Consider the following 13,459-nt stretch of genomic DNA (forward strand, 5'->3'; position numbering starts at 1 on the left):
CGCCCAGCGCTTCCAGGGGGCGAGGCGGGCTATTTGTCAGCGGTTTATTTGTAGGCAGTCTATCAAACACGCCTGTCCGGCAGGAATTGATACCCCCTGATACGCCGAACTAGACGCGGCCCGTCTTCGGAGCTGGAATCGGATTTCAGGCCGACCTTCTTCGAGGGCGTCGCCACAGTTGTGGCCAAGCTGTTTCTGCAAGCCCTGCCCGATTGCGCCGTCTTCGGCGAAAAGGACTACCAGCAGCTTTGCGTCGTCCGAAAACTCTGCCGCGATCTCGACCTGCCGGTGGATATTGTCGGCGCGCCATCCGTGCGCGATGCGCACGGCCTCGCAATGTCGTCGCGCAACGCCTATCTTGGCGCCGCCGAACTCGGCGTCGCGCGCCAGCTCAATGTCATCCTGCGCCAGGCGGCGGCGGCACTTGCATCCGGCACCGACGAAAGCAGCGTGACGGCCAAGGCCGCCGCCGCGCTTCTCGATGCAGGCTTCGACAGGGTCGACTATGTCGCGGCGCGCGAGAGCCTGACCCTCGCCCCCTGGCGGCGTGACAGCGACGGCCGCCTCCTCACTGCGGCCTGGCTTGGCAAGACCAGGCTGATCGACAATGTGGAAGTTTCCCCATTTATTCCCTGAAAAATTCCAAAACCATTCACTTTGATTTTTATCGCAGATTGGCGCGAGCGCCCGTAAACAGCGATCATTCAGGGTCATATCGGCTGGTCTGATAGCGATAACACACCAAAACGTCGTTGTGAGATGTTTCACAGACGCGGCGTACCCGGCAATGTTGTGTTACCTCAGGCGGAGATAATGTGTGACCTGCCACTACGCTGCGATGCAAACGAGGCTCCATGTCTATCCAGCCCAACATCAACGGTCGCGCTCTGCCGCAGATCGTCGAGGCAATTTACGATTCGATTGCCGATGTCGGCCGGTGGCAGTCGACGCTTGAATCAATCTGCAAATTGGCGATCGGCCGGCTTGCCATGCTGGCGGTCGTCGACACATCAAGCAATTCGGCGCGGTTTTCGGTGTGTTGCGGCGACCCCGCCATGCTCGAGGCGTTGCAACGCGATTACGCCTCCGAAGTGCCTTTCTTCAAGGCGGTGCCGAAAATGGACATAGACGTGCCGTTCACCGTCGATAGCGTCTATGCGCTGCAAGGCCCCGATGCCCGGCAGACCTGGATCGAAAGCCGCATCGTGCGCGAGTGGGTGGAACCCAATCGTCTCGACGATTTCTTCTGGGTGGCGCTGATGAAGCAGCCGGCGCGCACCGGCATGCTGATGGTGGTGACCGACAAGGACAGGCCGCAGATCTCAACCCGGGATCTCGATCTGATTTCCACGCTCGCACCCCATGTCCGGCGTGCGGTGACCATCGGCGACCTGTTCGAGGCCGAGCGGCGCAAGTCCGACGTCTTTCGCTCGATCATCGAGAGCCTCGACCATCCGGTGCTGATCGTCGCTGACGACATGCAGATCATCTTCGCCAACCCGGCGGCCGAGGCACTGCTCGCGCAAAACACCTCGGTGTCCTCGGTACGCGGCCAGCTTTGGTTCACCTGTGCCAATGCCAACACGGCGATCGGCAACGCCGTCCACCTCGGCAACCGCAACGAATTCGCGCTCGGACCTTCCGGCATCAACATTCCCTTGGTGCGGGCCATGGCTCCGGCGGTGGCGCATGTCATGCCGCTGGCCCGGCGTGACATTTCGGCCCGCATGTCGCAGCGCGCCGCCGCCGCCATCTTCATCGCCGCCGCCGGCGCAACACCCGTGCCGGCGCTGGAAGCGATCGCAGCGCTGTTCGCATTGACCGCGGCGGAAAAGCGCGTCGCCGGCCACGTCGCCGCCGGTCTGACGCGCCGCGAAATCGCGGCAGCCAACGGCGTCTCGGACGGCACCGTCAAATCACAGCTGGCGACGATCTTCGACAAGACCGCCACCGGCGACCAACGAGAGCTGGCGCTACTGATGCGCGAATTGACGCCGCCGCTGCGCGCGATCTGAGCCACACACAAGGCTAATCGGCATATTTTTCAAGTATTTGCCGGCAAGGCGGCATAATCCACAATACTAAGCCGGCATTGTTGCAATTCGGCCAAAATCATGGTGCGGTCCTGTCCCGACCCGGAGACGGCGCGCATCGTGCCCGACCGGACGTGACAACAATCTCTGGCACGGTTCCCGAGTTGATAGCGACACGCATAGAACAGCTGCTGCCTTACCTTTTTTTGCTGACCCTGCTTTGCATCGCACTCGCTTTGCGCCCGCTATTGCCGGTCGACGAGACGCGCTATCTCACCGTCGCGTGGGAAATGCATATCAGCGGCCATGCCTTCGTGCCGACGATGAACTTCGCACCCTATCTGCAAAAGCCGCCGCTGCTGTTTTGGCTCATCGACCTCGCCTGGAGCCTCTTCGGCGTCAGCCGTGCAGCGGCGATGCTCGTCGTGTTCGCTGCCTCGTCACTGGTCATCTGGTTGACGACCTTGCTCGCCAAAACCCTCTTTCCAGAGCGCCCGGATATATCGAGCTGCATCCCCTGGCTGATTGCCGGCAGCACGGTGTTCGTCATTTATTCAACCCTCATCCTCTTCGACATGCTGCTCACGGCCTGTGTGCTGGCTGCCCTGCTGTCATTGCTGGCCTTTGCCAGGAGCGGCAACCTTTGGAAGGCGGTGCTGGCGGGTCTGTTCATCGGGCTCGGCGTGCTGGCCAAGGGCCCGGTCGTGCTCATCCATATCGGCGCGCCCATCCTGCTCTATCCCCTTTGGCGCGATCGGCGCGCCGGCCTTGCCCCTTTGCAGTTCTTTGCCGGAGCGGGCCTTGCAGTTCTCGCCGCTCTCATTCCGGTGTCCATCTGGCTGGTGCCGGCGACCATTCTGACCAAGGGGTCTTTCGTTTACGATCTTGTCTGGAACCAGTCGGCGGGCCGGGTGACCGGAAACCTGCACAATGCGCATGGCCGGCCATTTTATTTTTATCTGTTGCTGCTGCCGCTCATTTTTGTGCCCTGGGCCTTTATCCCACCGGTGTGGCGACTGAGACCGATCACCGGGATACGCAAGCTGATCGACACAACGTCGCCGGATCTGCGCGCCCTGCGCCTGCTTTCATTCTCTTTCATTGCGGTGCTGCTGGTCTTCAGCGCCATATCCGGCAAGCAGCCGCACTATCTGGTGCCGGCACTGCCCTTTGCAACCATCCTGCTTGGCTATTTCATGGCCGAGATTTCACTCTTCAGGCTGAAAGGCACGGCCTTGATCATGCTTGCCATTTTCGGCATCGGCCACGCCGTCGCCTCGGCGACCGCGTTCAAACGCTACGATCTGACGCCGCTGGCGAACTTCATCGATGAGCGAAAGGACGCGGACTGGGCCGTCGCATTCGACTATCAGGGCGAGGTCGGTTTCCTTGCAGGCATGGAGAAGCCGTTCGAGAACGCCGACAAACCTGAGGAGTGGCTCAAATCCCACCCCGGCGGCTATGTCATTGAAAAGCAGCCAAATGATCCAGGCGCCTCCGAGCAGATCGCCTTTCGACAGCCGGTGGAGCGCGGCTATCTGGTCGTCCTGAAAGGACAGCACTGAGTCAGTCCGACGCTTCTCCCAGCGGCTTCTCGAAGATCAGCGCAGGCAATCCCGAACCGCCGCCGCAATCGGCGGTGCTGCCTGCCGGCAGAAATCCGTTCGAGCGGTAGAAGGCGATGGCCTGCTTGTTGGCCTCCTCCACCTCGACGCGCAACGTGTTCGCCTCCGGAAAGCTGGCCTCGACCTCTTCCAGCAGGGCTTGGCCGATGCCTTGCCGCTGGCAGGCGGGCAACACATAGAGCTGGTTCAACAGCACGATCTTCGCATCCGTCGTGGCGGCGGCGAAAGCCATGCCGCCGAGCCGCTTGCCATCGTCGGCGACCAGGAATTCCGAGTTCGGCCTGGTCAGCCGCGCTTTGAGCGAGGCGATCGAATGCCAGTCGTCGGTGATCTCAGTCACCCGCTCGACGCCATAAATGGCGTCATACGTCGCGTGCCAGGTTTCGACCAGCAGCGCGCGGATGGCGGCAAGGTCGCGTTCCCCAGCGGTGCGGACGAACATCGTTTTACTCGATGCCGAGCTTGGTCTTGACCAGATCGTTGACCGCCTGCGGGTTGGCCTTGCCGCCGGTTGCCTTCATCACCTGGCCAACGAACCAGCCGGCCATTGTCGGCTTCGCCCGCGCCTGCTCGACCTTGTCGGGGTTGGCGGCAATAACCTCGTCTACCGCCTTCTCGATGGCGCCGGTGTCGGTAACCTGCTTCATGCCGCGGCTTTCGACCAGCTGGCGCGGATCGCCGCCCTCGTTCCAGACGATCTCGAACAGGTCCTTGGCGATCTTGCCGGAGATGGTGCCTTCCTTGATCAGATCGATGACAGCCCCGAGTTGCTCCGGCGAAACCGGAGCGTTTTCAATGTCTTTTCCGGCTTTGTTGAGCTGCCCGAGCAGATCGTTGATGACCCAGTTGGCGGCAAGCTTGCCATCGCGACCGCTGGCCACCTGCTCGAAATAGTCGGCGATCGGCTTTTCCGACACCAGGATCGAGGCGTCGTAGGTCGACAGCCCGAGCGAAGAGACCAGCCGCGCCTTCTTGTCGTCGGGCAGTTCCGGCAGGTCCTTGGCCAGCGCATCGACATAGGCCTGGTCGAATTCCAGCGGCAAAAGATCCGGGTCGGGGAAATAGCGGTAGTCGTGCGCCTCTTCCTTCGAACGCATGGAGCGCGTCTCGCCCTTGACCGCATCGTACAGCCGCGTTTCCTGCTCGATCTTGCCGCCGTCCTCCAGGATGGCGATCTGGCGGCGCGCCTCATAGTCGATGGCCTGGCCGATGAAGCGGATCGAGTTCATGTTCTTGATCTCGCAGCGCGTGCCGAACTCGCCACCGGGCCGGCGTACCGAGACGTTGACGTCGGCGCGCATCGAGCCTTCGTCCATGTTGCCGTCGCAGGTGCCGAGATAACGCATGATGGTGCGCAGCTTGGTGACATAGGCCTTGGCCTCGTCACCGGAACGCAGATCAGGCTTGGAGACGATCTCCATCAGCGCCACGCCAGAACGGTTGAGGTCGACATAGGACATGGTCGGATGCTGGTCGTGCATCGACTTGCCCGCATCCTGCTCGAGGTGCAGCCGCTCGATGCCGACCTCGATGTCCTCGAATTCGCCCTGGCGGTCGGGGCCGACAGAAACGATCACCGTGCCTTCGCCGACGATCGGCTGCTTGAACTGGGAGATCTGATAGCCCTGCGGCAGATCGGGATAGAAATAGTTCTTCCGGTCGAAAACCGACTTGTGGTTGATCTGCGCCTTCAGCCCGAGACCGGTGCGGATCGCCTGCTTGACGCATTCCTCATTGATGACCGGCAGCATGCCCGGCATGGCCGCATCGACCAGGCTGACATTGGCGTTGGGGGCCGCGCCGAAGGCGGTCGATGCGCCGGAAAACAATTTTGCTTCCGAAATGACCTGCGCGTGCACTTCGAGACCAATGATGATTTCCCAATCGCCGGTGGCGCCGGGGATCAGGCGCTTGGCGTCGGGCGTGCGGGTGTCGATGAGGGTCATGGTGGCCTGCGGTTCTAGCTCGCGAGTATTGCGAATTTCGCGAATTTGGGTGTTGGCCTTCGCTAGTGCAAACCGCTTCGCGAGACAAGCGCCCAAAGAAGCGCATAGCCGCAGTCTGGCCTTTTCAGCTGCTTTCGCCTATAGGACGCCCATCCCAATAGAGAGTGTATGTCCACTCACGCTCAGTCCCGGTAAGGCCCTGACCTCGTAGCGAGGCAGGGCAAGAAGACCTGAAACCCCGTGCCGTGAAGCTTTGCGGCGGCGGCATTTTTCGTTTTCCCGGGAATTTCTCCAATGGAAATTTCGCGCAGCACATGACCCCGAAAATCGGAACCGATTTTCGGAAAGGATCATGTGCCAATTATAAATGCCACAGCGTCCTTTGCGCGTCCAAAAGGACGCGCGGCGCTCTGGAACAGCGCATCCTGCACCTGCTCGCGCAGGGCGGGCGCATCGAAGTCGAAAAGAACAACACGAAACGCATTGCAAACGTCAAGTGCATGACGCGCGACGGCTGGCACTATCCAGGCGTCGATCTCGATCTGTTTCGAAAACTGAGGCGAAGGAAAGCGGTTTCATCTTGCGATGGCGGTCCCTACCGCATCACAAGGCGCGGGCTGCAGCTCGTCCGCTCCGAACTCGACAACCGATAAGATAAGCCCCGCCGGCCGGTATTCCCGGTCGGCGGTCTCTTTCGCGGGTCAGGCCGTCGCAATATAGGCCCTGATTTCTTCGGCCTCGCGCTCGACATCCTCGATGCGGCGCTTGACCACGTCGCCGATCGACACGATGCCGTCGAGCATCCCATCCTTTTCCACCGGCAGATGGCGGAACCGGCCTCGGGTCATGATCTCCATCACCTCGTTGACCGTGTGGTTCTCGTTGCAGATCTTCACTTTCGGCGTCATCGCCGAGCGCACCGCGATATCAAGTGCGGCAGCGCCTTCCTTGGCAACCACCCGCACGATGTCACGCTCGGAAAGGATACCGACGATCTTGCGATCGCCATTGGTGATGACCAGTGCACCAATCTTGTGGTCGACCAGGATTCGAATGGCCTCGCTCAGCTTTTCATTCGGCCCGAGCGTGAACACGTCATGGCCTTTTTTCTCGAGAATTGCCTTAACCGTCATGGCGTCCTCCTCCTCCTGCTTGGCTAGCCAGCTCCCGCCCTGACCGGCTTCACATAAGAGTGAACATCGTGCGCCGTGATCGGTTGCTTTTCAAGTGCGCCAGCGGGTGCGCTAGTCGGGAGTGCTCTGGTCCTCGGGAATTTCCCATTCAGGCGCCTGCCAGCGCCGGTCGAACCAGCGCAATCCGAAGAAGCCGGCAACAAGGCCGCCAATATGCGCCTCCCAGGCGATCTGGCCGGCCTCGCCGAGCCCGAGACCGTAAAGGCCGGTGACAAGATTGATGACCATCCAGGCACCGAGAAAATTGACGACGCCGCGCATGCGCAGAACGATTGCGATCGGCAGCACGGGACTGGCAAAGGCAGCCCTGCCGGACGAGCGGTCGGTACGGAACCCGAAACGCGCCGCCGCACCCATCATGCCCGATATCGCACCGGAGGCGCCGACCAGCGGCGCCTCGCCAAATGGGTGAACCGCCCAGAACAGCACCACCGCGGCCAATCCGGTGGCGGCGAAAAACAATGCGAACCGGAACCAGCCGAGACGGTTGGCCAGTGGCGAGCCGAAGGCGGCCAGCGCAACCATGTTGATGGCAATGTGGGCAAGGCCGCCATGCATGAAGGCATAGGTGAAAGGACGGGTGAAGAGGAACCAGTCGAAGCCGTATTGGCCGGTGTAGAGGACGGGAATGAAGGCCCCGTCGGTGAGCAATGTTATCTGCTGCTCTTCGGTCAGCACATATTGCTGCAGCAGGAAGACGGCGACGCAGATGCCGATCACCGCCAGCACCACCGGTGGCAGGTTGAACACCGGCTCGCGGCGCGGCGGCGGCGCCTCCTCGGTCTGTTCGGTCTCGATGGGGCTTGTCGGTTCGCTCATTCACTTGGGTCCAGGGATTCGTTGCGCGAGCTTTAGAGCAAGGATGCTTCGGTTGAAACTGCCCTGCATCCTCCAACACCTCGCATGGCGCGCTTCAGCGCGGCGTCAGGTGATGACAGCAGAAATCGCGCTGTCCTCGATGGAAGAGCCAGGGAGGCGGCATATCTTCTCACCTTGGCCTCAACGGGTTTAGACTAAAAAATCGTTGGCCCTGTCGGCCAGGCCGGCGCTCCGCCGTCCTTGATGAAAGGAACGCAATCGGGAGGAGAAAATGCCAGAAAAAATCCTCGTGCTCATCGGCACGAAAAAAGGCGCCTTCATCGCCGAGAGCGGTGGCAAGCGCGGGTCGTGGAAGCTGCGCGGTCCGTTCTGCGAGCACTGGCCGATGAACCATGTCGTCGGCGACCCCGAAACCGGCGCGATCTACGGCGCCGGCGGCAACGAATGGTTCGGTCCGGCGGTCTGGAAGTCGGACGACCTTGGCCAGACCTGGACGCATTCCAGCGAGGGCTTGGCCTATGCGGCTGGCGAGGAACCGATCAAGGCGGTGTGGAGCCTCGCCAGGCGCAACGGCAGCCTCTATGCCGGCGTGCAGCCGGCCGGCCTGTTTCGCTCCGACGACGGCGGGGCCACCTGGGGCCACATCGAGGGCCTGCAGCATCACCCAAGCCGCAAGGACTGGAACCCAGGTGGCGCGGGCCTCATCCTTCATTCCATCGTCACGCACCCCAGAGACGAGAAGCAAATCTGGGTGGGCATCTCGTCCGCAGGCGTGTTCTACACCTGGGACGGCGGCAAGACGTGGGAGCCACGTAACCGTGGCACCCGCGCCGACTTCCTGCCCGAAGGACAAAACTATCCAGAATTCGGCCAGTGCGTGCACTGTCTGGTGATGGCGCCCAGCAAGCCCGACCGGCTCTACCAGCAGAACCATTGCGGCATGTACCGCTCCGACGATGGCGGCAAGAACTGGCAGAGCATCGAGAAGGGCCTCCCCTCGACCTTCGGTTTTCCTGCGGCCACGCATCCGCGCGACGCCGACACGCTCTTCCTCCTGCCGCTCAATGGCGACAGCGCCGGCCGTTACGTGCCGGACGCAAAGGCGGCGGTCTGGAAGACGGAGGATGCGGGCGCCACATGGCTCGACGAGCGCAGGGGTCTGCCGCAGGAGAACTGCTATGCCGGCGTGTTGCGGCAGGCTATGGCGACCGACAGCCTCGAGCCGGCCGGAGTTTATTTCGGCACCAGCGGCGGCTCGCTCTTTGCCAGTGCCAACGAAGGCGAAGACTGGTCGGAGATCGCTCAGCATCTGCCCACGATTCTGTCCGTCGAGACGATGGTGGTGGGCGAGTAGGGCAAATGTCGAACAACCCCGCCCGCAGTGTGCACCTTGTCATCGCACGGCTCCCGGGCGTGCTTATCGACCTGTTTCCTGGCGCGCGCCGCCGGGTCGAACTGCCGGCCTCGACTGTGAAGGAAATGATCGACGGGCTGGACGCGCTCTGGCCCGGCATGCGCGACCGGATGTGCGATTCCCGCCCTGCCATCCGCCGTCATATGAACGTTTTCGTCGATGGCGAGAAGGCAACCCTGGAAACCAGGCTCGCGCCCGGCACCGAGGTTTTTATCCTAACAGCAATCAGCGGCGGTTAGGCCAGGGATATCTCCTGGGGACCAGCTGGTGGCAGCCACGTTCATCGCTCGGCGACGGCAGGAAGCTTGACGTCGGGATCCTCGACCGTTTCGCCATTGCCAAATGTTGCTGCTGGCTGACCGCAACACGCCTCGACCGCGAATCACCAGGCGCGAATCAAAAAAAGAAACCGTCCAAGGTTTCCCTTGAACGGCCGGTCGAGCCCCCTGCTCCCCCTAAAACTCCTGACTGAAGTGCTGCCGATCGTCGCGAAACGACCGCTTCTGGAGTGGTTTTTGTGTGCCACGACGACCGTCGGCGCGCAACGTAAACCACTTGTTAACCTTAACGTCCCCGACCCGTGAACAAGTGTTAACGACGCTGGCACGCATCCTGCTCCGGAACGCATGTAGGTCATCGGAGGGCGCCCTTTCTGTTCACCGATGGGACCATCAGAAGGCAGATTGCGCGGAGTTGCATAGCATGAACCAGAACGGATCAATCACGCTGTTCCATTATTGGAACCGACTGCGTGATGGACGTCCTGCCCCAAAGCGTTCGGAGGTCGAACCGGCCGATATCAAGACGCTTTTGGCCGACACGTTCATCCTGGAAAGGGATACGCGCGGCGAAGCTGTGTTTCGGCTTGCCGGCACCAGGCTTTGCGCCGGCTACGGCCGCGAGCTCAAGGGTTTTTCGTTTCCCTCGCTGTGGCGCGACAAGGACCAGCGGCTGATGTCGCGGCTCATTCACGGCGTCTTCGAGCAAAAATCCGTGGTGCTCATCACCTATGAAGGGCTCAGCCGCAACGGCCGTTCCAACCGCTTCGAACTGCTTGCGCTGCCGCTCGACGGCGGCGTCGAGAACCCGCGCTGCCTCGGCGTCATCAGCGCCGTCGAAAAGCCGTTTTGGCTGGGCGCCGACCCGATCACCGACGCGCTGATCGACGCCATCCGCGTCATCGATCCCGACAAGGAACCGATATTCCTGAAAAACCGGCCGGAAATATCCGTTCCTTCGCTGGCGCCTACCGAGCTCGAAGCGCCGGAGACCATCTCGGCGCTCGGTCGGTCGCGACGCATCCGCCACCTCGTGGTGTTCGACGGTGGGCGTGGGGAATAATGCATATCGCTCAAAAGTGGCCCTGATTTTGAGAAAACGACATGCACAAGAACAAAGGCAGGACGCGCGTCGCCTGAATCCGTTCGGACGGGACGCGCTCTAGGCTCAAATCCAGGGCCTGATCTTAAGTATAGGCGGCCCGCTTTTCCCCTTTGTTAACCTGATTTGCTGTAGCGTTTTGGCGTGAAGTTCCACGCACGACGCGGGAATGCCAACGGGGTGTAGGCAGTCATGAGGTCAGCGGCGGTCGAATATGCGCCGTCCCGCGCCGAAAGGCGTAACTTTCAGCGCGTCCGGGTCAAGATCTACGGGCGCTTCATGCTGGAGGACCGCACCGAACACCCGTGCCAGGTGGTCGACATGTCGCCGGGCAATGTAGCGCTGCGCACCGAGCGCGTCGGCATGCCGGGCGAAAAAATCATTGCCTATATCGATCATATCGGCCGCATTGAGGGCGTGGTGACGCGCACCTCGCAGGACGGCTTTGCCATGACCGTCATTGCCTCGGATCGCAAGAAGGACAAGCTTGCCGCGCAATTGACCTGGCTCGCCAACAAGCATGAGCTCGACCTGCCGGAAGATCGCCGCCACGAACGCGTGGCGCCGCGCAACCCGACCAGCGTGCTGCAGCTTACCGACGGCCGCCAGTACCAGTGCCGCATCATCGACCTGTCATTGTCGGGTGCGGCAATCGAAATCGACGTCAAGCCGGCGATCGGCATTCAGGTGATGCTCGGCACCATGCGCGGCCAGGTGGTGCGCCATTTCGAAGATGGCGTCGCCATCGAATTCGCTGTCATCCAGCGCCCGGAAACGCTCGATTCCGAGTTCAACGCCCCGCGCGCCTGAACGAGCAGCAACACGCACTAAAAACGAACCGGCCCTTGGCGGCCGGTTTTTTGTTGCCCGGCATTCCGTCTGGTTCTCCTTGTCGCAGTGCGCCACGTCCGCCCTCTACGCCGCGGTTTTGCGCCGAGACCTGAACGATTTTATATTAAAAAAGATCAAATTTTACGCTTATTCTATTGGGGTTTTACTCAATGTCTACTTCGGGTTTTTGCGTGAAATAAATCGACCGGTGTCATTGTCTCCTCAAACGGGGAGACTGACCAAATGGCGAAGACGTGGGGCAAGCTGTTGCTCTTGGCAATGGCGATGCAGCTTTCCGCTTGGGGAATGGCGCAAGCAGCGGGACCGGCCTACATGCACACTGGCGGCCGCACCACACAGCCTGTGGGCCACTACGAATTCTGCCAGAAGCTGCCGCAGGAATGCGCGCAGCGCACGCCCAAGCAGGCGCCGGTCGAACTGACCCGCAAGCTGTGGGCGTCGATCGTCAGCATCAACAATTCGGTCAACACCCGGGTCGTGCCGCGCACCGACATGGAAATGTGGGGCAAGGAAGAGGTCTGGTCCTACCCCGACAGCGGCTTCGGCGATTGCGAGGACTATGCGCTGGAGAAGCGCCGCGAATTGATGGCGCTTGGCGTTCCCGCCGGCAATCTCTTGATGACCGTGGCGCGCCAGCCGAATGGCGACGGCCATGCGGTGCTGACCGTGCGCACCAGCCTCGGTGAGTTCATCCTCGACAATCTGGAGTCCAAGGTGCTGTCCTGGACCGACACCGATTACACTTACCTGAAGCGCCAATCCGACCAGAATTCCGGCTTGTGGGTAACGATCAATGACGGCCGCGCCGACGCGGTTGCCAGCGTCCGTTAGGACGCGGAAACAAGAAACACGTCCGCTCAGGACGCGACGAGAAAGCCCGGTCGAGTCCCCACCCTCCCCGTCCCCAACGACCGGGTTTTAGGAGCCGGCCCCGTCCCCGGGCCGGCTCCACCATTTCCACCGCAAGGCAGACGCCAGGCGCACCTGAAGATTGCGACACGCCTTTTCACGCGCAGAAGATCGAAGCACTATGCCGTTGGTTTCACCTTCTGGATCACGGCGATGTTGGAAATCCCGGAAGATCGGTGCGAGCGTCATCGCCTGTTCAAGGCGATCGACGATGCCTTCAAAGCCGGCGATTTCGAGGGACTCGGCGTGGCATTGGGCGGCTCGCACCGCTGGTTCGACGAGCGCATGCCATTCGAGCTCGGCCTCGGGCATCCGCTGGAATATGCGATTTATTGGAGCCCGGTCGGGTTCATTTCGACTTTGCTGGATGCAGGCTCGGATCCGAATTACCAGGATCACGGCGGGTTTCCAGCAATCATTGCTGCACTGTCCACCGACCGATCCGATAGACTGGAAATCGTCAGGGTGCTGATCGACGGTGGCGCCGACCCGAATATGCGGGGCGTGAATGACTGGACGCCGCTTCACTATGCGGTGGCCATCCGCAGTGTTGATGCGATCAGCCTGCTTTTGGCGGCGGGCGCCGACCCGGCGCTGGAAACCCGCATCGATGACTATACGACGCCCCTTGAGGAAGCCGACAATGCCGGCTTTGAGGCTGGCGCTTCATTGCTGCGCGATGCGATGGCCGGGCGCCGCTAGGACTAACAGTGGTTGGACCGCAATTCCCCCGCGACACGCGGTCGTTTATGCTGGCCTCAAACCTTCTTCAGTCCCGCCTTGAACCTTTTGCCGTTGGCGACATAGTGCGCGGCAGAGGCGCGCAGCCTGGCGACCGCGGCGTCGTCCAGCGTCCTGATCACCCGCGCGGGCGAGCCGACGATCAACGAATTGTCGGGGAATTCCTTGCCTTCTGTGACCAGCGCGCCGGCGCCGACCAGTGAGTTCTTGCCGATCCTGGCGCCGTTCAGCACGATGGCGCCCATGCCGATCAGGCTGTTGTCGCCGATCGTGCAGCCATGCAGCAAAGCGCGGTGGCCGATGGTGCAGCCTTGCCCGATCGTCAGAGGAAAGCCGGGGTCGGTGTGCATCACCGTGTGTTCCTGGACATTGCTGTCGGCGCCGATGACGATCGCCTCGTTGTCGCCACGAATGACCACGCCGAACCAGAATCCGGCATTGCGGCCGACCTCGATGTCGCCGATCAACGTGGCGTCCGCCGCGATCCAGTTGCTGTCGGCTTCCTCGAAACGAGGCGCCTTTCCGTCAATCGCATAGGTCGGCATTT

The 13,459-nt window shown here is 61.5% G+C and carries 14 protein-coding genes and 1 pseudogene; 10 read left to right on the forward strand and 5 right to left on the reverse strand.

Annotated features, from left to right (window positions below; genetic code table 11):
* Positions 1-117: 117 nt before the first annotated feature.
* From ACWTU9_RS20565 to ACWTU9_RS20575, 3 genes and pseudogenes are all read left to right on the forward strand, one after another.
* A pseudogene (locus ACWTU9_RS20565) lies at positions 118-636 on the forward strand (pantoate--beta-alanine ligase); the annotation flags it as partial.
* A gap of 218 nt (positions 637-854) precedes the next feature.
* Positions 855-2,015: a helix-turn-helix transcriptional regulator gene (locus tag ACWTU9_RS20570; protein ID WP_455859874.1), complete on the forward strand. Its 1,161-nt coding sequence runs from the start codon at positions 855-857 to the stop codon at positions 2,013-2,015.
* Positions 2,016-2,167: 152 nt separating this feature from the next.
* The gene (locus ACWTU9_RS20575) at positions 2,168-3,598 is read left to right on the forward strand and encodes an ArnT family glycosyltransferase (protein ID WP_455859875.1); all 1,431 of its coding nucleotides are present in this window, start codon (positions 2,168-2,170) and stop codon (positions 3,596-3,598) included.
* A gap of 1 nt (position 3,599) precedes the next feature.
* On the opposite strand, the gene ACWTU9_RS20580 is transcribed toward ACWTU9_RS20575, so the two are convergent.
* Both ACWTU9_RS20580 and gatB read right to left on the reverse strand, forming a co-directional pair.
* A complete protein-coding gene (locus tag ACWTU9_RS20580; protein ID WP_455859876.1) occupies positions 3,600-4,100 on the reverse strand; it encodes an N-acetyltransferase family protein in 501 nt (166 codons plus the stop codon).
* 4 nt (positions 4,101-4,104) lie between these two features.
* Positions 4,105-5,604, reverse strand: coding sequence for an Asp-tRNA(Asn)/Glu-tRNA(Gln) amidotransferase subunit GatB (gene gatB, locus ACWTU9_RS20585; RefSeq protein WP_454588550.1), 1,500 nt, complete (start codon positions 5,602-5,604; stop codon positions 4,105-4,107).
* Positions 5,605-6,014: 410 nt separating this feature from the next.
* Between gatB and ACWTU9_RS20590 the strand changes: the two genes are divergently transcribed.
* On the forward strand, positions 6,015-6,257 hold the full coding sequence (locus tag ACWTU9_RS20590; RefSeq protein ID WP_455859948.1) for a YjhX family toxin: 243 nt from the start codon (positions 6,015-6,017) through the stop codon (positions 6,255-6,257).
* Between the two features lie 48 nt (positions 6,258-6,305).
* Here the strand turns inward: ACWTU9_RS20590 and ACWTU9_RS20595 are convergent, their stop codons facing one another.
* Both ACWTU9_RS20595 and ACWTU9_RS20600 read right to left on the reverse strand, forming a co-directional pair.
* On the reverse strand, positions 6,306-6,737 hold the full coding sequence (locus tag ACWTU9_RS20595) for a CBS domain-containing protein (protein WP_454574048.1): 432 nt from the start codon (positions 6,735-6,737) through the stop codon (positions 6,306-6,308).
* A gap of 111 nt (positions 6,738-6,848) precedes the next feature.
* Positions 6,849-7,616, reverse strand: a complete 768-nt coding sequence (locus ACWTU9_RS20600; protein WP_455859877.1) for a rhomboid family intramembrane serine protease — start codon at positions 7,614-7,616, stop codon at positions 6,849-6,851.
* A 271-nt stretch (positions 7,617-7,887) separates the two neighbouring features.
* Here ACWTU9_RS20600 and ACWTU9_RS20605 point away from each other — a divergent pair, with 271 nt between their 5' ends.
* The 6 genes from ACWTU9_RS20605 to ACWTU9_RS20630 all read left to right on the forward strand — a co-directional run bounded on the left by ACWTU9_RS20605 (position 7,888) and on the right by ACWTU9_RS20630 (position 12,873).
* Positions 7,888-8,970 carry a WD40/YVTN/BNR-like repeat-containing protein gene (locus tag ACWTU9_RS20605; RefSeq protein WP_455859878.1) on the forward strand — a complete coding sequence of 361 codons (1,083 nt, stop codon included), beginning with the start codon at positions 7,888-7,890 and terminating at the stop codon, positions 8,968-8,970.
* Between the two features lie 5 nt (positions 8,971-8,975).
* Positions 8,976-9,269, forward strand: a complete 294-nt coding sequence (locus tag ACWTU9_RS20610) for a MoaD/ThiS family protein (RefSeq protein ID WP_455859879.1) — start codon at positions 8,976-8,978, stop codon at positions 9,267-9,269.
* A gap of 463 nt (positions 9,270-9,732) precedes the next feature.
* A complete protein-coding gene (locus tag ACWTU9_RS20615) occupies positions 9,733-10,371 on the forward strand; it encodes a PAS domain-containing protein (RefSeq protein ID WP_455859880.1) in 639 nt (212 codons plus the stop codon).
* A gap of 231 nt (positions 10,372-10,602) precedes the next feature.
* The gene (locus tag ACWTU9_RS20620; RefSeq protein WP_454574054.1) at positions 10,603-11,220 is read left to right on the forward strand and encodes a PilZ domain-containing protein; all 618 of its coding nucleotides are present in this window, start codon (positions 10,603-10,605) and stop codon (positions 11,218-11,220) included.
* Between the two features lie 264 nt (positions 11,221-11,484).
* The gene (locus ACWTU9_RS20625; protein ID WP_455859881.1) at positions 11,485-12,093 is read left to right on the forward strand and encodes a transglutaminase-like cysteine peptidase; all 609 of its coding nucleotides are present in this window, start codon (positions 11,485-11,487) and stop codon (positions 12,091-12,093) included.
* 231 nt (positions 12,094-12,324) lie between these two features.
* Complete coding sequence (locus ACWTU9_RS20630) at positions 12,325-12,873, forward strand: ankyrin repeat domain-containing protein (RefSeq protein ID WP_455859882.1); 549 nt, start codon at positions 12,325-12,327, stop codon at positions 12,871-12,873.
* 56 nt (positions 12,874-12,929) lie between these two features.
* Here the strand turns inward: ACWTU9_RS20630 and ACWTU9_RS20635 are convergent, their stop codons facing one another.
* Positions 12,930-13,457, reverse strand: a complete 528-nt coding sequence (locus ACWTU9_RS20635; RefSeq protein ID WP_455859883.1) for a gamma carbonic anhydrase family protein — start codon at positions 13,455-13,457, stop codon at positions 12,930-12,932.
* Positions 13,458-13,459: the final 2 nt, after the last annotated feature.

The sequence above is a fragment of the Mesorhizobium sp. 128a genome (genome assembly GCF_053848025.1).